The organism is Lysinibacillus sp. EB271-A1-10B, assembly GCF_058791335.1.
Map to the genome: position 1 here is coordinate 74273 of NZ_JBYTDL010000010.1, position 22638 is coordinate 96910.

Sequence of the window (22638 nt, forward strand, 5' to 3'; positions counted from 1 at the left end):
TATGAATCTATAAGACTTTGCGTAATATTACCATTTAAAGAATAGATTTATTATAGGACTTTGAGTGGAAACTGTAAATGCCCATATTTTAATAAATTGTCATGAATATTGTTACTTTTTCATTTCAGATTCAAGCTCAGAAATATATTTGCGCACCGTACTATAACTAATATCAGGGTTAATTTGACGTTTAATGCGAATATGAATCTCTTTAATACCGACACCTTGCTCTCGCATATCGCGAATCATACATTTTAAAGGACCTGACAAGGATTCCTTTGACAGAGCAGTATATTTACTTAATTCAATTAGTAGCTCTGTATTTTGTCGGCGAATCTCCTTGAGCTCTTCTACGACGCAATTATATTCTGTTAACTTTCTTTGTAAGACGGCGTTTTGCTTCTTTATTTTTTGCATGTCTTCCACAAGCTCTAAGTTTTGTTTCTTTAAAATTTTCCTCTCTTGCTCTAGGATTTTGTGCTTTTCATCTAAATCTTTATGCAAGGCATTGAACAGTTCTTCTATATGGGTTAATTCATGGTAGCGACTTTTTAATACGAGCATTAGTTTTTCTGTCGTATTAATCGCAAGTGCTCCATCATTTAAAGACTCACAGGATAATAAAATTGGATTCATTTTGCTCATCATCTTTTTCTCCATGATTGATTGTTTTATATAATCGAATTTCAGTGTGTAGCATCTTTCCGCTTCCTTCTCTCTGATAATCATTCTCATTTACCTTATCATAATGAGGAATTCCAATTTTGTCAAAAAATAAAAAAACTTCTTGCAAAATAAGATTGCAAGAAGCTTCACATTTACATTTTTTTCAGTTTTTCATATTCTAGTTGTAAACGTTCAATACGTTTACGGCCTTCCTCACGATTTCTTGCTGTTTCTGCTTGAATTTGCTTCGTTTCTTGAATACCAGACATAATTGTTTGCCATGTTGTTTCAATTGTTTCGATTTTAATGCTCGGGCTACCAGCCGCACGTGCGATATTAACGCTATTTTTACTAATATTTTCTGCATTTTTGACAAGCATTTCATTAGTACGACGGTCTAATTCACTCATTGAATCAGAAATTAGTTTTTGGCGCTTTAACGTTACCGCATGAATAAGCCCTTGCTTGAATATTGGAATTGTCGTCACAAATGCAGAGTTAATTTTAGCAATTAAATGGTTATTACCTTGCTGCATTAATCGAATTTGTGGAGCAGACTGGAATGATACTTGTTGTGCCATTTCTAAATCATAACGACGTTGTTCTAGTAAATCAACGGCACGTACCATCGTTTCATATTCCATTGCTGCTAATTGATCGCCAGTTTGTGCTTTTTGTTCAAGTGATGGTAATGATGAACGCACTTCATCCGTTTTCACTTCAATTGCTGCTATAAATTTACTAAGCGTTTGGAAATAGTTTAAGTTTTGATCATATAAGTTCTCAAGATCGATAGTATTTCGCTTCATTTCACCTTCGTATTTTTGAACCTCACGGAAAATAACGTCAACTTCTTTATTCATGCTGTCATATTTGGATAGAAACTTTTCTAATTGTTCCTTACCTTTACTGAATAGTTTCGTAAGGAAGCCACCTTTTTGTTCTTCCGCAAAATCTTGAGGATCAAATTTATCCATAATTCTATTTAAATTATTTAATAATACACTAGATTCCTCAAGTTTACTTGTTTTCATCGTTGCTAGCATTTTATCTGAAAAGGTAGAAATACCATTCGCTGTTTCTTTTCCAAGTTCTAGCATAGCAATTTGATCTTTCACATCAATTTTTTGTGCTAATGCATGAACCTCAGGATCTTGCTTGAGCGCAAGTTGATTTTGAGCAATTTGTGATAGCTCTTGCTCGGAAACAAGCACTGGTTTTTGTGCTGGCTCCGCCTGTAATAATGGATTAGGTTGTAATAATGGATTTTCTGATGCGAATGGATCCTTTGATTTCATTAGGTCGTTGTCAAATTCAGACATAAAGTTTTACCCCCTGCGATTTATCTCTTTTACTTACATACGATTCCAAGCTAAAAAAGTTTCATTTTAGTCAAGCATCTGCAAAATAAGAGTCACTAAATGTAGGTAACCCTCGAGATACTCTAGTTGACTTTCTTATGTGGCAAGGCTTTAAATAGGTGATTTTTTTAATAAAGCTTCAATCCATGCTTGAGAAAATAAAACTTCGCTCTCTACTGTAAATTATAGCTTGTTTCATTCGGAAATTCGACTGAATCTACGAAATACTTTACATTGTTTTCTAGTATTTACATATTCGCACTAAAAAAGCAGCTACTTTTAATGTAGCTGCTTTCACCATCATGTTGTCACTTTTAGTACGGTCTTAATTTTTTGAATAACGCCACCTGTACTATAAGTTAGCACACTGCGTTTATAGAATGATATGCTGAATAAGTAAGCCACAATAATTGTTGCGATTAAAATACCTAACGATAAAAGTGGTACCGTAACGCCTATATCAGTAGCCCCGATACGCATCGGCATGATCATTCCAGACGTAAATGGAATATAAGAGAATACCTTGATGATAAGAGTATCCGGATTCCCCATTCCCGATAACATGACATAGAAACCAATTAATGTAATCATCATGGCTGGCATTAATACTTGACCTGCTTCTTCAACTTTAGACACTAAAGAACCGAATAATGCCCCAACAATTAAATAAAGAATAATTGTTAATAGTAAGAATAGCACAGCATATATGACATAACCAATCGATAATTCACTAACGATACTAGCTGCCATATCCCAAATAACACCGTTCTTCGCAAATTTCGCATAGATTAGGAAGACAACTATAATAATACCCATCTGTGTTAATGCAAGTAATAATACACCAGCAATTTTTGCTTTAAAATGAGTAGCTGGTTTAACGCTTACTAGCAGCATTTCCATTGCACGTGAACCTTTTTCAGTAGCAATTTCCGTTGTAATCATAGATAGGAATGTAGAAATAAAGAAATAAATTAAAATACCTACTGCATAAGATACAAATTGTCCTGATTGCTTTTCTTCTTCGCTTTTACCACCTGCAGACTCTGTATTTAAATTTTTATCAGTAATAATCGTTTTGGCATCCATAATTAGAGCTGCTTGGTCTGGTGTTAATGATAACTGTTGTACAGCATAATTTTGGCCAGCAAGTTGCAATATCGAATTTATCGCACCTTGATCATTTAATTTCAACGGAGTGAAAGTGGCAATTTCAGCATGTAGCTGTCCATTTTGATCTGTTATTTTAACGATTGCATCTAGCTTTTCGTCTTTGACCTTTTTCTCTAGCTCCGATATATTCGATTTATTTTGTATAAATTCCATATCGCTATTCGATACAAAGAGACCACTTAAATCAGCTGTTGTTTCATTGACGATTGCAATTTGTTGCGCTTGATCATCACCTGTAAAAAGCTCTTTAATATCTGACCAGAAAACTGCAACGGACATCCCAAGTATATAAATGACTGTCATTACAACAAACGATTTTGATTTTATTTTTGATGTGTAAAGCTGTTTCATTAACAAATTAAACTTCGACAACGTTGCCACCTACCTTATCTTTAAAGATCTCATCTAACGATAAATAATCTAAGCTGAATTTTTCTATATATTTACCATTGGAAAGCTTCTCGAAAATACTTTGTGCATAGCTCTCATCCTCCAGAGTGAGCACAGTTTGCTCTTTCTCCACTCGAACATCTTTGACTCCTTCAAGTGCCAACAATTGAGTTGTCGACCACTCTGTACGTACTGCTAATCTAGTTTTTCCGTACTGTTTCTTTAAATCTAGTAAACTACCTGAAAATAGAGAGACTCCACGTTTTAATAGACAAAGATGATCGCATAGCTCCTCTACATTATCCATCTGGTGACTAGAGAACAAAATCGTTGTGCCCTGTTCTTTTAAATGTAATATTGCATCTTTCAGTAAATCTTTATTCACAGGATCCAGTCCACTGAATGGTTCGTCTAGTATTAAGAACTGTGGTTTATGAATAAAACTAGCAATCAGTTGTACTTTTTGTTGATTCCCTTTTGATAAAGTTTCAGCCTTATCTTTCCGTCTATCTTCGAGCTCAAATCGGCTAATCCAATAGTCAATCTCCTTCTTTAACTCCGACTTCTTCATGCCACGTAGCTCGCCAAAAAAGTAAAGTTGATCTTCCACCTTCATCGTCGGAAAAATGCCTCGTTCCTCCGGTAAATAGCCAAGTACATCACGGTTAATGGCATTAACGGGTTTGCCATCCCATGTAATCGTACCAGCCGTTGTCTCCTGTAAATCTAAAATCATTCGGAACGTCGTTGTTTTACCAGCTCCGTTTTGTCCAATCAGCCCAAAAATCTCCCCTTTTTCGATTTTAAAGTTTAGATTATCGACTGCTGTGAAATCTTTGTATTTCTTTGTGACACGCTCTAATTGTAATGTCATCTTTTTTCCTCCTTACCCTTCAAATATATGTAATTCGCGTTGTAGTCCTATTTTACGTCTCTCAACTTTATAAATCTGTATACACATGATCATTACGACTACAAAATTTAACAACGAAATTCCCGTGTTTAAAAAACTTTCTGTTGATTCACCAAGTCCAATATTAAGATTGATAAATCCAAATAATAGATTAAGAAATGTAATTGATATAAAAAGACGACTTATTGATTTTAAATACTGTATTTTCGAAGAACTATCTGAAAATAATTCAAATGGACCTTTTGATTTCTGTTTGCGGTAATAAGCCCATCCTCCAAACTTTGAAATAAACTCAATATCCATCGTCTCTAAAAATTCAAAGTAATCTTGATTTTTATTTTTGACTAGTTCATTGCGATAAATATATTGTCCAGGTTCTCCTTTTTCAAAAATAAAGTAACCCAACATTGTACGCTTTAGATGCCAACCTTGTTCCGCCATATTATTAACCCATGCTTCCTCTTGTTCATAATCAAGAAAAAAACGATACACTCTTTTTTTCATAAAATTCCACCTCCCATCTAAATCTTATAAAATCGATGTGAACTCCTGGTTAAATATGTAACTTTAAATGCATTCTTCTTTTTAATTATCATATTCTTCCAATTTCCCAGAAAATAATTTTGAATATCCATCTTTTGCTTACCATATTGTTAACCCATATTTCAATTTGATAAGGGTTGACGACCAATCGATATTATCCATTTGTTCCATCATCCTTTGTTATACGGATGCCATTGTCAAAAAGTTCCCTTAATCTCAAAATTTCGTATTCAATTACTTTTTTTCCACTATCAGTAATGATGTATTCCTTTTTTCGCCCGTCACCACCTAGCGCTTCAATCCATCCTCGTTCGAGTAATGTTTTGATTGCTCCATAAATCGTACCCGCTCCAAGTCGAACCCGACCATTACTCATTTCCTCTACCAGTTGCATGATGCCGTAACCATGCCTGGCATCAAATAACGCTAATAAAATATAATAAACGCCCTCTGTTAAAGGCGGATGCTCTTGCGTCATACGACCCCCCCTTTTATATCGCCTAACAATATATCGTCAGCCGATACATTTAGAATATATCAGCTGACGATATAGTTGTCAATGCTATTTTTTCCATAAAAAGTTATTAACAAATTTAGTGTAGTACTATTAGGTTGTTTTGATTCACTTCGAGTGATTTTCCTGGATACCCGAATATCTAAGCAGTTATTGATTGCTGTAACATTGGCCATTTCTACTATCGTCATAGCTTTAAAAAGATCAAAAGTAAAAAGCAAAAGTGAGCAATTTTCCCCCGCTACTGTTCAATAATATTGTTAAAAAAGCGATGTACTAATTTTGAGTTAGTACACCGCTGATATTGTTGAACTACAATATGTTAATCATTTAGTGTCCTATTAAATTATAGTGTGCTTTTCGGCAGAACGAGGGAAACGCCTACTTTGTTCCACGCTTCTAACCGACTCTTAATTCATCACTTTTCACCAATCCGCAAAATAGCAGCAAGTTGTTTATTTAAGGTACTTACACTGTCCTCAAAATCTTGGCGATACCATTGAATGATTAGGCCTATGATTGCATTTGCTTGATACGCACTATAATATTCAATGGATATCTCATCATGTATTTCTTTATGGATTGTGATATCCCTTTTTAGCAGAGAGAAAATTCCATCAAATAACATGTAATAGTAGGTCAAAGGCACATTTTTAGAAAAAACAATGCGATAGAACATTTTAAAGCGCTCAATATGATGAAAAATACGAATAGTATTTGGATCTATTTGGTTTTTATCCATTGTTGTTACTGCGCGGTACGGTTCCTCATATGAATTATTCAAATCCTCCATAATTTCCTGAAAGTATTCCTCAAATAGCCCTTCCTTTTGCTCATAGTGCAAATAAAAGGTACCTCTATTCACCTTTGCCACCCGACAAATTTCTGCGATTGTTATATTTTCTAAAGGCTTCTCACTTAATAACGTTAGTAAAGCATTGTGTAATGCTTGCTTCGTTTTGATAACTCTTAAATCGTTAGCACTCAAATTTTTTTCTCCTTATTGAACAGATTTTTTTATATGTGTTGATTACTGAACAGTTCTGAGCTTTTTGCATATTGAAATCGCTTACAAAACTATTATATTATTTTAATGAACACATGTTCAATATCTAACATTATATATCCAAGAAATCACCTGAACAAACTCTGGTGAAAGAACATACATTATAGGAGGTTTTTGTGATGAGATTAGAAGGTAAAGTAGCAATCGTAACAGGTGCCGCGTCAGGTATGGGTAAAGCAATTGCAGAAGGTTATGCAAAAGAGGGAGCAAAAGTCCTAGTTTCTGATTTAAATATAGAAGGTGCACAAGCTGTTGTTGAAGGTATCAAAGCAGCAGGTGGCTCTGCATTCGCCATTCAAACAAATGTTGCATCAACAGAAGATTTACAACGCTTATTTGATGAAACAAAAAATGCTTTTGGCACATTAGATATTTTAGTGAATAATGCTGGTATTATGGATGGAATGGAGCCAATTGGTGAAGTTTCTGATGAACGTTGGGATAAAGTATTCGCAGTAAATACAACTGCTGTTATGCGTTCAATGCGTATGGCGACAGAGATTTTCCTTGCTCAAGGACATGGTGTATTTGTCAATAATATTTCGGCTGGCGGTCTCTATGGTGCTCGTGCTGGAGCTGCTTACACTGCTTCTAAGCATGCCGTTGTTGGGCTAACAAAAAACACAGCATTTATGTATGCAGATAAAAATATTCGCTGCAATGGCATCGCTCCAGGTGCAGTTATTACAAACATTGCTTCTTCCATGACAAACGTGAGCCAAACAGGTGCAGCACGCCAATCACTAGGTATGGCCATTAACCCACGAGCTGGACAACCTGAGGAAATCGCTCAGCTTGCTATTTTCCTAGGCTCAGATGAATCAAGCTTTGTCAACGGACAAGTAATCGCTGTTGATGGTGGCTGGACAGCTTACTAAGATTCAACATAAGAGAAAGCACGCACATGTAAAATTCATTGTGCGTGCTTTCTATCATTTAAAATTCATTTTTTTGCTTTCTTGTTGGGAATAAGCATCCAATAAATGCCCCAATTAACGCTGGTAATATCCAGCCTAATCCTATGTCGTAAAATGGTAAAAGGTTCGAATAAGCTTTCTCAATTGCATCAAAAATACTTAGCTTCGCTGACGGAATGCTAACTACTAATGCTTTATAGCCATCAATGACACTAATAAAAATTGTGAAAATCATAGTAACCGCATATACCGGTTGCTTATTTTTAAATAGTGATGAGCATAATGCGAGTACAATTAAGACAATTGCTATCGGATATAGGAACATCAACACTGGAATGGCAAACTTAATAATATTCGTTAATCCGAAGTTGGCAATTGTAAATGACATAACGCACAAGATGAATACAAACCATTTGTAGCTAATTTTCGGAAATACCTCATGGAAAAACTCACTACAAGATGTGATTAAACCAATACTTGTCTTTAAACAAGCAAGGACAATAATCACTGCTAATAAAATAGCCCCGAATGATCCGAAATAATGATCTGCCACTGCGGCAAATATTAAACCACCGTTGTCAAATGTACCAACAGCTCCAATACTTGATGCCCCCATATACGTAATTAAACCGTATATTAACATCATTAATGCCATGGCAAAAATACCCGATTTCCACGTTGCTTTAGCAATTTCTTTTCTGTCTGTTATTCCTGCGCTTTTAATTGCATTAATGACAACAATACCAAAGGCTAATGAAGCTAATGCATCCATTGTGTTATAGCCTTCTTTAAAGCCTGTCATAAATGCTGAATCAATATAATCTCCCATTGGCGGTTGGAAATGCCCCATCGGTTTTACAATACTAATAATAATTAAAATAAATAACACAATTAGAAATGCTGGTGTTAAATATTTTCCGATATAATCCATAATTTTCGCTGGATTCAATGAGAAATAATAAACGATGGCAAAAAATACAAAGCTAAATAAAGCGAGTAATAGTGTTGTATGTTCAGCTTGTATATATGGTTCAAAGCCAACTACAAAAGGAACTGTCGCTGTACGAGGAATCGCAAAGAAAGGACCGATCGTTAAATAGAGTGCTAATGAAAAGATGACACCGAATAATGGGTGAACACGGCTCGCTAAGTCACGTAAACCGTTACTACCTGATAGACCAATAGCTAAAATACCTAGAAACGGTAAACCGATAGCTGTTACTAAAAATCCAATTAGGCCAAACCAAAAATTGGTCCCCGCTAATTGTCCAAGCTGAATTGGAAAAATAAGATTCCCCGCTCCAAAATACAGTCCGAAAAGCATCGTACCGATGACTGCATATGTTGAAAAAGGTATTTTCTGTTGCATTTTGATGAACTCCTTAGATGTATTTAACTATTGCGAACAATTTAAATGAAGAGATTTATCACTATAATTCCACTATATTAACATAGCATTTATTTGTAAAACAATAGTTGTTTTTTCTTTTTAAAAAATAAATTGTACAGTTCCTAGCTGTAAATAGACAAAACTAAAAGAGCTGTCTGCTGACAGCCCTTAGTTTGCTACTGACCACTCTATATGATCTAAAAACTTATATACGTCCTCATACACTTTTTCGCGCTCTTTATCTAAAGTAATAATATGACCAGAATTTTCATACCAAATAATCTCTTTATCGTCTGTTTCCACGGTATTTAAAATGAATGGTGCACTTTCTTGATAAAGTTCATCATCTAATGAACCTTGTAATACTAATGTAGGTGCTTTGATTGTAGATAAATCATCACGTGTTTCGGTCGTTAAACGTGTCACACCATCTAATGAATCCTTAGGTGTAATACGTAATTCATGTAATTCTGAAATAATTTGATCTTTTGATTTATTTTCAAAATGTTTATATAAACGAGCGTAATGATATAAACGTGTAAATAAGCCTTTTGAGTTATCGCGTGTGATTGGTGCACACATGGCAACACATGCTTTCACAGGAAATGTCTCTGCTACTTTTAACGAAAATACGCCGCCAAGCGAAATTCCTACTACCGCGATTTCTTCATAGCCTTTACTTTTTAGGAAGTTATAACCTTCCACAACATCATTCCACCAGTCTTCTGGTTTTGTTTCAAGTAATGCTTCTGGTTCTACACCATGCCCACTATAAATCGGTGCATGAACCGTATAACCACGTTTTGATAAAAATTCTCCTAGCTTTTTCACATCTTTTGTGCTACCTGTGAATCCATGCAGTAATAGTACGGCTTTTTTGCCTCCCTCAATTGTTAGAGGTTGTGGCTTAGAAAAATTCATTTTATAATATCCCCTTCACGGAAATTTGTAATTGTGTAATTTATGTGTCTATCTTAACACCCTTTATTCATAATGTACAATTTATAGTTTTTATCATATTAATGTGTTTCATGCATTAATGATGTGAGGTTAACGGCTGTACTATCACACTTTCAGCTACTTTCATTTCTCATTTCTCTTTTTAAGTACTCCATCTTTTTAAATTTTTTTGGCGCCTATACTTCCTACTCTTTTACCGTTATAATGCAGTTAACTCGAAAATAACGAGAATAGAGGTGAAAAAATGGAGTGGCAGCAATTGGAGTATTTCGTAACGGTAGCTAAACTTGAGCATATGACTCGTGCAGCTGAAGCATTAGCGATTTCTCAGCCAGCATTAAGTCGCTCTATTTCAAAGCTTGAAGAGGAATTAGGAGTACCCTTGTTCGACCGTCAAGGACGCTCGATTATGCTCAACCGATATGGCGAGCTTTTTTTGTATCGTGTCCAACGCATGCGTAAGGAGTACGAAAAAGCAGTTATTGAATTACAGGAGCTGAATAACCCAGAGCTAGGAGATGTATCACTCGGATTTTTACATACTCTAGGGACTAGCATTGTACCCGACTTGATCCGTTCCTTCCGTCAGAACCATCCGCATATTCGCTTTCACTTTACACAAAATTACTCACACTCCCAGTTGAAGCAATTACTTGCGGGAGAGTTAGATCTTTGCTTACTCGCAGCGATTGACACAGAGCCACCTGTTTGTTGGAAAGAGCTATGGCGAGACGAGCTTTTTATTATGGTGCCGATTGACCATCCCCTCGCGAACCGTAAAAGCATCAAAATGAAGGAACTTGAAAATGAAAATTTTGTTCTGTTGAAAAAGGGTTACGCATTACGTCGCACAGCTGATAAATTATTAAATGCTGCAGGTATCAAGCCGAAAATTACGTTTGAAGGTGATGAAGTATCTACAGTTGCTGGTTTTGTAAGTGCTGGGCTTGGCGTGTCGTTGCTACCTGTTGATGAAGACTTGAATCCAAATAAATTGGCGAAAATTCGTGTTGAGGATATGGTTTGTGAACGGACCATAGGTATGGCTTGGATTGAAAATCGATACCTTCCACCATCAGCACGACAATTTCAGCAATTTGTATTCGATTTTTACGATGAGAAGTAATCTTTCATTCATATAGAATGGGTAAAGCATTAAAGTGAGTAACGACCATTATCTTAGGGTGACAACCTTCAAACGTATGTAAATAAATAGACCAAACATATTTTATATATAAAATATGTTTGGTCTATTTTTATGATTCTGTTCGTAACGATTGTTGTTTTGTTTTGTCTTGTCTTACTCAACTAATAGGGCAGTTTAGTTGAAGAGTGTTGTTTAACTTATTGTTCAACAATCGGGCCAGATTGTTGAATAACAACTTTTTACGAAAGATTACCAAACGACGCTTTGGTAATTTTCTGAAGGTTTGAGGGAATCAGAAGGCTAAAATGTTTATAATTAGTCCGCTTGTTTTTTGGTATAATATCTAAATGACTTTTAAATGAAATGTGGTATTACATGAAGAAATATCTTGAAAAGTATGCTATGGGTATGATTATTGCTACAATTCTTCTTTTTATAGAAGAAGGACCAGATTTACCATTACATTTACCCATATGGAAACAACTAATCGTATCCTTCATCATTCTACCTTCTATGTGGTATTTGTTAGAACGGACGAATGATAACCATAGCGATATTGATACACCTTATTTTACATGGCAAAAGTTTAGATTACTTTTAAGTCTATTATTGGGCATAATAGCTACTTTCATTGTTGCTGATATGCTAGGGTATATTCAATATGTTAAATAGCTAAACCTAGTAATTATGTATGTAAAAAATGTACGATATTATTAATTCAATATACAAATAACGTTCCCAAATGAAAGTTTGGAAATACAACAAAAAGCCACGAATGTAACGGGGTGCAAGAGTTAGACAAGGTGTTGCTGCGGCAGCATCTTTTTTCTTGTTGAGCTAACGAGGCAGTTTAGTTGAAGAAGGAACTTTCCATTCATTAAAGAATTTTTTCTTGCTACCGATAATGATGCGTTATGTAAACCTGACATGTATGGAATATACATCCAATATTTATGACAAATCACTTCTTTCAAATGATAGGAATTTTATATATCTATTATTTATAATTTACGTTGTGGTACAATATGTTAATTAATTACAATAATTTCTAAAAGGAGGATATATAATGAAAGCAACGAAACTCGTATCATTAGCAATACCTATTCTATTATTAGTAGGTTGTGCGGTAGAAAATAAAGAGTCTACTCCTAAGACTGAGCAGTTAAGCAAATCAACAATGAAAACAGTAATATCAGAGAAACAGTATCCCTATTATATTTGTGAACAATTAGTAGAGTTTCAATACATGAAGGATTTATTCATAGTAAACTCGATGAAAGCTATGGAAGACAAAGAAAAAGAAAAAGATATTTTAAAAACAGCAAACAAGATGGATAAGATTTTAGACAATATGGAGTATATAAAAGTTCCTGATAAATACAAAGACATTCACAAAGACATACAAGTAGGGGTAACAGATGCAAGAAAAGCAACAAAGCTTATTAAAGACGCTAGTAAAGAGGATAACCAGCCTCTATAATAGACTAATTATCCTCTACTCCTATATCCTTATATAACAATTGTTACTCGCTTTTCTTTATATTCAATTGTGGAAAAGTTAGTCCTTTAGATGAATTTCCAAGTTTCTTGAACTACAAAAAACCACCTTCTTTAAATGAAAGGTGGTTACTGGAAGCAGTTTTATTATTTTTCCCCTACATATTTTACTTGATACGAATACATATCTGTTGTATCTCCATCAACCTCAAAAAGTCCCTGCTTTGCAAGTGTCATTAGTCGTTTTTCCACAAACTCTTCACCTAAATACTCATCAATTGAACCAATTGCTTCACCGATGATACGCATCGGTTTAAGCCATTCCTCATTTAGTTCTGCATGAGCTCTTTCGGCACATTCTATAATAATAGGATCCAATGCATCTTCCGCTACATGGACAATTCCATCTTGCCAAACTCGCAATGTACTAGGGTTTTGTTTTAGCGCCTCCCATTCATTAGCAAATTGTTGACACTCATCAATAGAAAAACGCTTTGCCTCCGAACGTAGTTTCATAAGCAAGTCTGGTGAGATCTCACCTGTTTGACGAATCATCATATTTGGTTGTACACGTTTCAGGCCATCTGTGGCATCAATCCCATATACCATACTACATTTATTGATCAACTTGCTCATGACATAACGTAACCCAATCTCTTCATGAGTACTTTGGCTGTACCATACCCAGACATCAACATCGCACGGTAAACCTGCAATTTTTTTCTTCCATTCTTTATAAAGATCCTCGTTCAATTCACGTTCTTCACTGTCCCTAAAGATATTGGCTCTTAACCAGCTTTTTCGTTCTTCTGAGCTGCTTAGCGGACCAATCGAGAAAATCTCATTGACACTAAGCACTGACTCCTCTCTTTGTAAATGATGTTGTCGTATTGCATGTTTAATTGAGCCTTGCGTAGATAAGCTAAACGTTATATGTAAAATTGCCATAAAAATCCCCCATTTTACTGTTTACTTAGCGCTATTTGTATTCCAATAAAAGTGAAAAGTACACCTTGAATCATATTTAATCGTTTAGCAATTGCAGGCTTCCCAATAATTACTTTTCTTACTTTACCGGCAAAAATACTAAATAATGAAAACAGAATAAGCGCTTGTACTAAAAATACAATACCCAAAACTAGCATCTGTAAACCTACATGGCCATTAGAAGGATTTACAAACTGTGGCAATAGTGCTAAGAAAAATAAAGAAATTTTTGGATTTAAAATATTCATTAAAATACCTTTCCGATATAAAGTCACATAGGCTTGTACATTTTGCTGTTCCATTGTGAACGGATCACCTTTCGCACGAAACGACTGCCATGCTAAATACAATAAATACGCCGCTCCTGCAAACTTAACAATAGAAAAAATAACTGTTGATTGATAAATAATAGCCGAGATACCGAGAACCGCCGCTCCTATATGAACGAGCAAACCTGTACATAAGCCAAGTGATGTTGCTATACCAGCCTTTTTATCCTGTGCAATGCTTTGTGCAAGAACAAATAAATTATCTGGACCTGGCATTATAGTTAAAATAATTGCCGCCCCTAAAAACGCCATTAAGGTTGAAAATGCCAAAACTATCCCTTCTTTCTATTACTTTTCACAAAAATATTCATCATAAGCGAGATTAATTTTTATTCCGACTAACTCTACTTTTAGTAGAAAAATTACTTTCCAAAAAATAATAACCATAAAATGTATTTCTTAACATTATACTATATACCAATATACTTTTTCTAAATTTTTACAAAAAAATCCCCTAACCAATTCTGCTCGTTTCAGCAATACTTTTCTACCTTAATCCATTATAATAAATATTATCATAACTTAAAAGTCGGATTATTTGGGAGAAAGAGGTGTTTGTTGATGGCAGTAAGCGATATTGTAAAGCAATATGAAGACGAGCAAGGAAATGTCTATTATAAAATGAAAACACATGACATCAGGGTACAGGCTACGCAAACTTCAGGGTTAGCGCCAGTTATTACTTATTGGATGGGTGAAAAAGAGATTACAGACGATATTCGAAGTTTACGCTTTAGCCCTCGCCCTCCCTCAAGTTATATTCAAGATTACGATGAATTTCAAACTATGCTTTATGCAAAAGAACAACGTTCCATCAACGAACTATATGAACAAATGAGTATTAAACCGAAAAATATGTCTTCAGGAAAACAAATAGTATGGAGTTCTTTCGTGATTGTTTTAGCGATGCTCCCACTATTAATCGCAATCTGGTGGTTCAAATAAACAAGGTTATGTTGCTCCTACACGGTACTCTCGATTGTTCAGTAATACCTACTTTTTTATTCAAAACTTTCTATTAACATTCCTAATCAGCTTGACAGACATGCTAAAGTAGTGCATTCTGTATAGAAATCGGACACCAACCAAAATAATTGATGAAGGTCCATTCAACAAAGATATTGAATTATACAATATAAGCGAGCGAAGATTAGTACCTAGAAACTGCTTGATCAGAGAGCGATGCCCATCGGCTGTAAGGCATTGTACAAGAAAGACTAAAGAACCTACTTCGTAAATCGTCCTAGCTAACTAGGCGCAGTCTCAAGCGTTATGAGCAAAGTGGAATGTCAATGATGTTCAATCTAGGTGGTACCACGGAAAGTAAACCTTTTCGTCCTAATTTTTTAGGATGAAAAGGTTTTTTTATTTTTAAATTTAGCGAAATCTTAGTAGCTGCTAAAGTTTAAATCATAGTACAAGTGTAATGGCGAATTGGAGGTATTGCTATGGAAAGAAAAAGAATTGTCGTCAAAATTGGGAGTAGCTCCTTAACAAATGCAAAAGGTGAAATTGATAAAATACGTTTAATGGACCATGTCCAAGCGATCGCTGAATTAAAAAAATACGGTCATGAAGTATTGCTTGTTTCATCAGGTGCAGTAGCAGCGGGCTTTAAACAGCTAGGCTACCCTTCTCGTCCCGTCACATTAAAAGGTAAGCAGGCTGCCGCGGCAGTTGGGCAAAGTTTACTGATTCAAACCTACAATGCTTTATTTAGCATTTATGATATTGTGCCTGCTCAAATTTTACTTACACGCACTGATTTTTCAAAAAAAGAGCGTTATAAAAATGCCTGTGCCACATTTGAGGAATTATTAGAACGCTCCATTTTACCTATCATTAACGAAAACGATTCGGTATCTGTCAGCGAATTAACCTTTGGAGATAACGACATGTTATCAGCACTTGTAAGTGGTCTTATACATGCCGATCAGCTCATTATCTTAACAGATATCAATGGCCTGTATAATGCCAATCCATCTAAAAATCCTGATGCACAACGTATTGATCGTTTAACAGAGGTATCTGATGAGATGCTTGGCTTTGCAGATGGTTCAGGGTCTAAGGTCGGTACAGGTGGTATGGAATCCAAATTACTAGCAGCTCGAGCAGCTTTAAATGCAGGTGTCAAGGTGTTTATCGGAACTGGTCACGGTGCTAATAAACTTGTCGATATAGTAGAAGGACGTGGTGATGGTACGTATGTTGAGCATGACGCGCTTGCTGTTTTAACGAATAATAAACAGTGGATTGCACTAACGGAAGTATCTGGTAAAATCTTTATAGATAGCGGTGCAGAACATGCATTATTGGCAAATGGTAAAAGCTTGTTGCCTGCTGGTGTATATCGTGTCGAAGGCGACTTCGCAACTGGCGACGTTGTCGAAGTCTATAGTGACAAGGGACTGCTTGGCCGTGGTGAGGTCTTATATTCTTCCCTAGAGTTAGCACATGCGATGGGAAAACGTACAGACGAGTTAGCGAACTATCCCATTGAGGTCATTCACCGAGATAAATGGCTAAAAATTCAAACAAATTAAGGAGGAATTCACATGACAAGTGAAGTTCAACAAAAAGGAAAGCTGGCTAAGGCTGCAAGCTATATTTTAAATATTAAAACAACTTGCGAGAAAAATGAGGCTCTCACAAAAATTGCTGAGCAATTACTAATCGACCAAGATATGATCATTGCTGAAAATGCAAAGGATTTAGCAAATGGCGAGACACAAGGAATGCCCGCTTCTACCCTCGATCGCATCATGCTAAACAAAGAACGAGTAGAGGCAATGTCAAGTGCTATCCACTTACTAGTTGAATTAAATGATCCAGTAGGTAGTCTCTTAGAGCGAATAGAAAAAGATAATGGATTACTAATTGAAAAGCGCCTAGTACCAATTGGCGTTATCGGGATGATTTACGAAGCACGCCCTAATGTAACAGTAGATGCTGCAACATTATCATTAAAAACAGGCAATGCAGTCATTTTACGCGGTAGCTCTTCTGCTAAATTTTCGAATGTAGCGCTAGTGGCAAGTATTCATCGTGCACTTAGCAAAACGTCTATCCCTGCGGACACTGTGCAATTAATCGAGGATACAAATCGCGAAACTGTCAAAGAATTATTCCATTTAAAAGAATACTTAGATGTTTTAATTCCTCGTGGCGGAAAGGCACTTATTGATTTAGTAGTAAATGAAGCCACTGTACCAGTACTAGAAACAGGTGCTGGCAACTGTCATATTTATGTAGACCAAACGGCCGATTACTTAAAAACAGAAAAGATTTGCATCAATGCAAAAACTCAGCGCCCTTCTGTTTGTAATGCCGCAGAAAGCTTACTTATTCATCCTGAATGGTTTCATGAGCACGGCAAACAGCTACTAAGTGCTATACATCAAGCTGGTGTGACAATTATCGGCGATGATACTGTCTGTCAAGCTCTTGATTTCGCGCAACTAGCAACTGTAGAAGACTATGCAACTGAATATTTAGATTTAAAAATTAGCGTTAAAATTGTGGAAAACGTTTATGAAGCAATTGAGCACATTAATAAATACGGCACTAACCACTCTGAAGCCATCATGACAGAGGATCAGTTATCAGCAGATACTTTCTTACATAGCGTAGATGCTGCCGCTGTTTATCACAATGCCTCCACTCGCTTCACAGACGGCTTTGAATTTGGCTACGGTGCAGAAATCGGCATTAGTACGCAAAAATTACATGCTCGAGGGCCAATGGGGTTACCTGCGTTAACATCTACAAAGTATTTCATTCACGGTAACGGCCAAATCCGAGAATAATTGTAGAACAATGAAGCCGACAGTTGACGTACGTACACTGTCGGCTTTCTTCGCTTATTTTATGAAGCTTTAAGATTGAAAGATTTGTAGAAGGGGCGGGGCGAAATAAACGTTAAGTCTCCCCTACTTTCTCAAGCGTCAAAAATTTTAATAGAAAGAAGGTTTTATATGAACATTTCAGCGATTATCAAACTAACTGTTTCAATGGCCCTTTTTGGCTCTATTGGATTTTTCACCGTTCATACGGGCGTACCTGCAATCGAGCTAGTATTTATTAGATGTATTTGCGCCACCCTCTTCCTTGGCGGTATGTGGCTTATCACTGGTGGGCATAAGACGGAAAAATGGGGTAAAAAAGAAATATTACGTACACTTCTATGCGGTGTCTTTATTGTCTTAAACTGGGTATTTTTATTTAAAGCCTTTGAAGAGATGTCGATTTCCATTGCGATTTCTATTTATAATTTAGCACCAATATTCGTATTAATTTTTGGCGCATTGTTTTTAAAAGAAAAAATGACTATTCAAGCTTTACTAGCAACACTAACTTGTTTTATCGGCAGTATGTTTATTATTGGTTTAAATAATTTTATGTCCCTCTCTGAATTTATGAAATCAGGCTTTATATGGGCATTACTGTCTGCATTGTTTTACGCATTTACGATGTTAACAAGTAAAACGATCACAAAGCTTAGCTCCTACGCATTAACATATATCCAAACAACGGTCGGAATTATCATACTATTGCCATTTGTTAATTTTTCATTATTTGAAAGCTTAACGACTACAAACTGGCTATATATTTTAGGAACAGGTTTTATTCATACAGGATTTGTTTACTATTTATTTTTTGATAGTATTCGTAGCCTCTCTACCATACTAGTTTCAGTATTAGTATTTGTTGACCCTGTTGTGGCAATATTGCTTGATATGCTGTTACTTGATTTTATGCCGAGCTTTATGCAAACAGCTGGTATTGTATTAATTTTTGGCGGTATTTTCTACACTATTTACGTACCAAAGAAAAAGCGAATGCCTCGTAGCGAAAGCGAAGCGTCAGCTACGGAACCCCCCTACCTTTAAAGGTGAATGTGGTGTGGTTCGGATATCTAAACAACTGCTGAAATAAGGAATTCAGTCTAAGTATGTGAGGGCAAGATGACGGAACGATCGTGCTGAGCGACGGATTCAAATACAACAGACAGAAACGACTGGCTTAACGACGGATACAATGCGCATAGCGACGGAAGGGGCCAGCTGAGTGACAGATAGAAAAGGCAAAACGACGGAAAGTCACGCCTTATGGCAATTTTTTCTGTGCGACAGCACCAATTACCAGGCGAAATTGATATAAAGGAGGTTTTTCCATGAGTAAACTTTATGCAATTGGTGAATTATTAATTGATTTTACACCTACTGAACAAAATGCCTCCCTTGCTGCAGTTGAGCAATTTACTAAAAATGCTGGTGGAGCCCCTGCCAATGTTGCAGCTGTTTGTGCAAAGCTTGAGCAACAAGCAGCCCTCATTACACAAGTAGGTCAGGATGCTTTTGGAGATTTTCTAGTAGAAACATTAAAAAATGCCGATGTCGATACGAACTATATTGTTCAAACTATTGAGGGTGAAACAAGTCTAGCCTTTGTTTCACTGACAAGTGATGGAGCCCGAGATTTCTTATTTTATCGCCGCCACGCAGCAGATTTACAATACAACAAAGAGCAACTGCCACCTAATCTTTTAACAGATAAAGATATTCTTCATTTTTGTTCAGTTAATTTAGTGGAAAGCCCAATGAAACATGCACATGTGGCCCTGATAGAACAGGCTCATCAGGCAGGGAGTCTTGTTTCTTTTGATCCAAATGTTCGCTTGCCACTTTGGAATGATGTGAAGGCATGTCGTCAAACGATTTTAGAGTTTTTACCAAAGGCCCATATCGTTAAATTGTCCGAGGAGGAGCTTTTATTTTTAACAGAGATTGAGGATGAAGAAACAGCCGTCCATTCATTATTTCAAGGGAAAGTAAAAGTACTTATCATTACTCGTGGAGCAGAAGGTGCAAGTCTTAATACGAAAAATCTTCATATTAAAGTACCCGCTGACAAGGTTCATGCGATTGATACAACTGGAGCGGGTGATGCCTTCATCGGTGCATTGTTAGCCATTCTCCTTAGCAAGCAGATTACAGCAAACAATCTAATCGATTATTGTCAGCAGCATGCTACCTCCCTCCTTACATTCGCGAATAGCTATGCAGGCGCTTCGACAGAAAAATATGGGGCCATTGCATCTTACCTTACTAAACAAGAATTGCTATTTAAAGACAATCAGTTCCTTTGAAAATTTCGAAACTTATGAAGAGGAACTCCGATGAAATCTATTACAAAAAAAACGAACAAAAGCATTTCTAATTGATTTGGTAATTTCACAGCTGGAGTTTTGAAACGGATGGTATATCGTGACTCAATTAGCTCATTCGATTACTTGAAAAATCCAGAATCGTTCGAACAACAAAACGGACAACTTCGTCCTCACGATAGCTTCTCAGGTACTGTTGTAAAAGAAATCTAGCAAAATAAGGCTGCTCGAAATATACTTTGGGCAGCTTGTTTTAATATAAGGAGCGGATATATTTGAATTTGGATTATGTTGTGAAGATTTTACTTGAAAGTCTAAAAGATGATCAATATATTGAAGCTGTATTTTTAAGAGGATCTATGAGGAGCATGATGAATTTTCAGATATCGATATGTATTGCGTTGTGAAGGAAGAAAATATTGAAGCATTTTTATCCAATCGCAAGAAGCATATTGAAACTTATATGAAAACATTATTCGTTGATGACATTTACATTTTTGCCCCCCAGCTACTAGCCGTATATGAAGATATGATTCATATCGATTTATTTACCTTATCACCCTCTGAAATAAGTGATAAAGATGCCCATCAATTATGACTCGGCATAATTGCGTCCGGAATCGGATTTGTGCTTGCACAAAGAACTCCTTACCGATTCTGTGATATCCGCCGGAGGCTTTAACTTCTTTCAGTAAATGTTTGGACACTCGCTGAAAGTAACTTAACGCCGCATTCTTCTTACAACCTATAGAAGTAGGAGACTTTTGCTGAAAGCAGTTAAAATATTATTTGATCCGAATAGAATCCTTACAGCTAAACAGAAAAAAACAACTTTGTCATTAACGCCTCTTGAATTTCAAGATGCAATAGATGATACTGTTTGGTATTTGTATCAATATTATTGGAGTGCTAAACGTGAAAATGAGATTTGGTGCGTTCATTTACTGCGGAATAGTTTAGAACATTTCGCTAAAGTACTCCTGCATAAATATTGCCCTGAACGAGCTGTACTTGGACTTAAAGCGCTAGATAAATCTTTACCCACTGACCCATTAAATGAGATAGTCCATATCATGAATTGTTTGAGCCTTGAGACACATGAGGTCGCCGTTAAGAAATTAGTGAACGCCTTTAATAATGAATCAGATTGGATATTTGCAAATGCGCCGAATAAAGAAAAAATTAAGCCATTATGGGAAAAAATAAGAGAGCTATTGTAATCAATTTTGCCTCGACATAATTGCGTCCGGAATCTGCGTTATGCTTAGGCCTGCGATGTTTTTTGTGCGAAAGCGCAGTGCTAACGTGGCGTTCTCAGACTGAGTTCCTCTATTTCAGCGGGTGTTTGGAAACCCGCTGAAAGAAGTTAAAACAAAATAGCAAACTAATAAAACCTAGTTTGCTATTTTATAATAAATAATGAATACTCTACGCCTTATGAAATTGTTTTTTCATTAAAATATGCGGGATGCCACAATCCATAAATTCTTCACCTTCACGTTTATAGCCTAATTTTTCATAAAAGCCTTCTGCATAAGATTGCGCGTTTAATTTTGATTTTGCTAAACCTTTTTCAAGTGCTATTTCCTCTAAACGTTGGATAATTACTTTACCTAAACCAAATTTGCGGAATTCTATTAATATACATATACGCTCTAGTTTGCCATAGCCATCAACAACTCGTAGTCTGCCAGTACCAACAGGTTGATCGTTATAGTACACAAGAATATGATCACATGCTGCATCTAGCGTGTCGAACTCATCAAATTCTTCTTCCTCTGGCACCTTTTGCTCCTCAATAAAAACTTTTTGACGAATCGCAAACGCTGTTTGTAAATCTTTTTCATCTGTAATTTTTTTTGTGTTCATTTTTATTCCTCCTGATTATTACTTGAATTTGGTGACCACTGGTAGAATTGTCAACTGCGCCGTTATACACCACTACGCTTCAGACTGTAAGTTTGGAAAAGAGAACCACCTGTAGATATGAAGTGAAATTTCCCTTCATGGATGATAATATATAGTATAGAGTATTTTTTATTGCAAATACAATATATTTCGGAGGCAATCAATGAAGGAAATTTTACGAGATATTGGTGCAATTGCACGGGCACTTGATTCCATTAGTAATATTGAGTTTAAAGAACTCGATCTAACAAAGGGACAGTATTTGTATGTCACTCGCATCTGTGAAAACCCTGGTATTATTCAAGAAAAGGTTGCTGAACTATTGAAGGTAGATCGCACAACGGCCTCCCGAGCGATTCAAAAGTTGGAGACTAAAGGTTTTGTAGAAAAGCGTAGTGAAGTAGGTAACAAGAAAAACAAGCAACTTTTCCCAACAGAAAAAAGTATAAAGATTTATCCATTTTTAAAGCGAGAAGGAGACTATTCGAATGCTAGAGCATTAGATGGTTTTTCTCCTGAAGAAATGGACAGTGTTCAAGACTTTTTAGTTCGTATTCGTCAAAACATTGAAACCGATTGGGAATACGTAAAAAAAGGACATAAACGAAATTATTAAAGGCGACTCCTTGTGCTTTTCGAGCATTTGGAATCGCCTTTCTTCGCGAAGAATACCTATTTCAATACAGTTGACCATATCAAAATTGCAAACCTTTT

24 protein-coding genes and 1 pseudogene are annotated in these 22638 nt (G+C 36.0%); 13 read left to right on the forward strand and 12 right to left on the reverse strand.

Annotation, left to right across the window (positions count from 1 at the left end; translation table 11 throughout):
- Window positions 1-111: 111 nt before the first annotated feature.
- From AC3WSK_RS14590 to AC3WSK_RS14620, 7 genes are all read right to left on the reverse strand, one after another.
- Entirely contained in the window at window positions 112-735 is a 624-nt protein-coding gene (locus AC3WSK_RS14590) for a hypothetical protein (RefSeq protein ID WP_427484657.1), read from the reverse strand.
- Window positions 736-818: 83 nt separating this feature from the next.
- The gene (locus AC3WSK_RS14595) at window positions 819-1988 is read right to left on the reverse strand and encodes a toxic anion resistance protein (RefSeq protein WP_427484656.1); all 1170 of its coding nucleotides are present in this window, start codon (window positions 1986-1988) and stop codon (window positions 819-821) included.
- Window positions 1989-2327: 339 nt separating this feature from the next.
- Entirely contained in the window at window positions 2328-3569 is a 1242-nt protein-coding gene (locus AC3WSK_RS14600; protein ID WP_492414168.1) for an ABC transporter permease, read from the reverse strand.
- Complete coding sequence (locus AC3WSK_RS14605) at window positions 3556-4461, reverse strand: ABC transporter ATP-binding protein (protein ID WP_079560116.1); 906 nt, start codon at window positions 4459-4461, stop codon at window positions 3556-3558. Before AC3WSK_RS14605 ends, AC3WSK_RS14600 begins: the two co-directional genes overlap by 14 nt.
- A gap of 12 nt (window positions 4462-4473) precedes the next feature.
- Window positions 4474-5004 carry a DUF2812 domain-containing protein gene (locus AC3WSK_RS14610; protein ID WP_079560115.1) on the reverse strand — a complete coding sequence of 177 codons (531 nt, stop codon included), beginning with the start codon at window positions 5002-5004 and terminating at the stop codon, window positions 4474-4476.
- A gap of 193 nt (window positions 5005-5197) precedes the next feature.
- Window positions 5198-5521, reverse strand: coding sequence for a PadR family transcriptional regulator (locus AC3WSK_RS14615; protein ID WP_079560114.1), 324 nt, complete (start codon window positions 5519-5521; stop codon window positions 5198-5200).
- Between the two features lie 454 nt (window positions 5522-5975).
- Window positions 5976-6545 (reverse strand): TetR/AcrR family transcriptional regulator, encoded by a 570-nt coding sequence (locus AC3WSK_RS14620; RefSeq protein ID WP_094075066.1) that lies wholly within the window; start codon window positions 6543-6545, stop codon window positions 5976-5978.
- A 197-nt stretch (window positions 6546-6742) separates the two neighbouring features.
- On the opposite strand from AC3WSK_RS14620, the gene AC3WSK_RS14625 reads away from it, so the two are divergent.
- Window positions 6743-7501, forward strand: coding sequence for an SDR family oxidoreductase (locus tag AC3WSK_RS14625; RefSeq protein ID WP_492414169.1), 759 nt, complete (start codon window positions 6743-6745; stop codon window positions 7499-7501).
- A 58-nt stretch (window positions 7502-7559) separates the two neighbouring features.
- Here the strand turns inward: AC3WSK_RS14625 and brnQ are convergent, their stop codons facing one another.
- Both brnQ and AC3WSK_RS14635 read right to left on the reverse strand, forming a co-directional pair.
- Window positions 7560-8909: a branched-chain amino acid transport system II carrier protein gene (gene brnQ, locus AC3WSK_RS14630; protein WP_427484651.1), complete on the reverse strand. Its 1350-nt coding sequence runs from the start codon at window positions 8907-8909 to the stop codon at window positions 7560-7562.
- A 189-nt stretch (window positions 8910-9098) separates the two neighbouring features.
- Window positions 9099-9851: an alpha/beta hydrolase gene (locus AC3WSK_RS14635; protein WP_079560110.1), complete on the reverse strand. Its 753-nt coding sequence runs from the start codon at window positions 9849-9851 to the stop codon at window positions 9099-9101.
- 283 nt (window positions 9852-10134) lie between these two features.
- Between AC3WSK_RS14635 and AC3WSK_RS14640 the strand changes: the two genes are divergently transcribed.
- The 3 genes and pseudogenes from AC3WSK_RS14640 to AC3WSK_RS14650 all read left to right on the forward strand — a co-directional run.
- A complete protein-coding gene (locus AC3WSK_RS14640) occupies window positions 10135-11016 on the forward strand; it encodes a LysR family transcriptional regulator (RefSeq protein WP_427484650.1) in 882 nt (293 codons plus the stop codon).
- Window positions 11017-11412: 396 nt separating this feature from the next.
- Window positions 11413-11709 (forward strand): hypothetical protein, encoded by a 297-nt coding sequence (locus tag AC3WSK_RS14645; RefSeq protein ID WP_427484649.1) that lies wholly within the window; start codon window positions 11413-11415, stop codon window positions 11707-11709.
- A gap of 394 nt (window positions 11710-12103) precedes the next feature.
- Window positions 12104-12514: pseudogene (locus AC3WSK_RS14650) on the forward strand (hypothetical protein); the annotation flags it as partial.
- A 167-nt stretch (window positions 12515-12681) separates the two neighbouring features.
- Here the strand turns inward: AC3WSK_RS14650 and AC3WSK_RS14655 are convergent.
- A complete protein-coding gene (locus tag AC3WSK_RS14655; protein WP_079560107.1) occupies window positions 12682-13482 on the reverse strand; it encodes a DUF1835 domain-containing protein in 801 nt (266 codons plus the stop codon).
- A gap of 14 nt (window positions 13483-13496) precedes the next feature.
- Window positions 13497-14120: a LysE family translocator gene (locus tag AC3WSK_RS14660; RefSeq protein ID WP_492414170.1), complete on the reverse strand. Its 624-nt coding sequence runs from the start codon at window positions 14118-14120 to the stop codon at window positions 13497-13499.
- A 291-nt stretch (window positions 14121-14411) separates the two neighbouring features.
- On the opposite strand from AC3WSK_RS14660, the gene AC3WSK_RS14665 reads away from it, so the two are divergent.
- The 8 genes from AC3WSK_RS14665 to AC3WSK_RS14700 all read left to right on the forward strand — a co-directional run bounded on the left by AC3WSK_RS14665 (window position 14412) and on the right by AC3WSK_RS14700 (window position 21236).
- Window positions 14412-14795, forward strand: a complete 384-nt coding sequence (locus AC3WSK_RS14665) for a sodium:proton antiporter (protein WP_079560106.1) — start codon at window positions 14412-14414, stop codon at window positions 14793-14795.
- A 503-nt stretch (window positions 14796-15298) separates the two neighbouring features.
- Window positions 15299-16393, forward strand: coding sequence for a glutamate 5-kinase (proB, locus tag AC3WSK_RS14670; RefSeq protein ID WP_427484648.1), 1095 nt, complete (start codon window positions 15299-15301; stop codon window positions 16391-16393).
- A 12-nt stretch (window positions 16394-16405) separates the two neighbouring features.
- The gene (locus tag AC3WSK_RS14675; protein WP_079560104.1) at window positions 16406-17656 is read left to right on the forward strand and encodes a glutamate-5-semialdehyde dehydrogenase; all 1251 of its coding nucleotides are present in this window, start codon (window positions 16406-16408) and stop codon (window positions 17654-17656) included.
- A gap of 168 nt (window positions 17657-17824) precedes the next feature.
- Entirely contained in the window at window positions 17825-18739 is a 915-nt protein-coding gene (locus AC3WSK_RS14680) for a DMT family transporter (RefSeq protein ID WP_492414171.1), read from the forward strand.
- A gap of 284 nt (window positions 18740-19023) precedes the next feature.
- Window positions 19024-19998, forward strand: a complete 975-nt coding sequence (locus AC3WSK_RS14685) for a carbohydrate kinase family protein (RefSeq protein ID WP_492414172.1) — start codon at window positions 19024-19026, stop codon at window positions 19996-19998.
- 108 nt (window positions 19999-20106) lie between these two features.
- Window positions 20107-20229, forward strand: coding sequence for a hypothetical protein (locus AC3WSK_RS14690; RefSeq protein WP_276207738.1), 123 nt, complete (start codon window positions 20107-20109; stop codon window positions 20227-20229).
- A gap of 178 nt (window positions 20230-20407) precedes the next feature.
- Complete coding sequence (locus AC3WSK_RS14695) at window positions 20408-20614, forward strand: hypothetical protein (RefSeq protein ID WP_079560101.1); 207 nt, start codon at window positions 20408-20410, stop codon at window positions 20612-20614.
- 166 nt (window positions 20615-20780) lie between these two features.
- On the forward strand, window positions 20781-21236 hold the full coding sequence (locus tag AC3WSK_RS14700; protein ID WP_492414174.1) for a hypothetical protein: 456 nt from the start codon (window positions 20781-20783) through the stop codon (window positions 21234-21236).
- 208 nt (window positions 21237-21444) lie between these two features.
- On the opposite strand, the gene AC3WSK_RS14705 is transcribed toward AC3WSK_RS14700, so the two are convergent.
- On the reverse strand, window positions 21445-21885 hold the full coding sequence (locus AC3WSK_RS14705; RefSeq protein ID WP_079560099.1) for a GNAT family N-acetyltransferase: 441 nt from the start codon (window positions 21883-21885) through the stop codon (window positions 21445-21447).
- A gap of 202 nt (window positions 21886-22087) precedes the next feature.
- Here AC3WSK_RS14705 and AC3WSK_RS14710 point away from each other — a divergent pair, with 202 nt between their 5' ends.
- The gene (locus AC3WSK_RS14710; RefSeq protein ID WP_079560098.1) at window positions 22088-22540 is read left to right on the forward strand and encodes a MarR family winged helix-turn-helix transcriptional regulator; all 453 of its coding nucleotides are present in this window, start codon (window positions 22088-22090) and stop codon (window positions 22538-22540) included.
- Window positions 22541-22638: the final 98 nt, after the last annotated feature.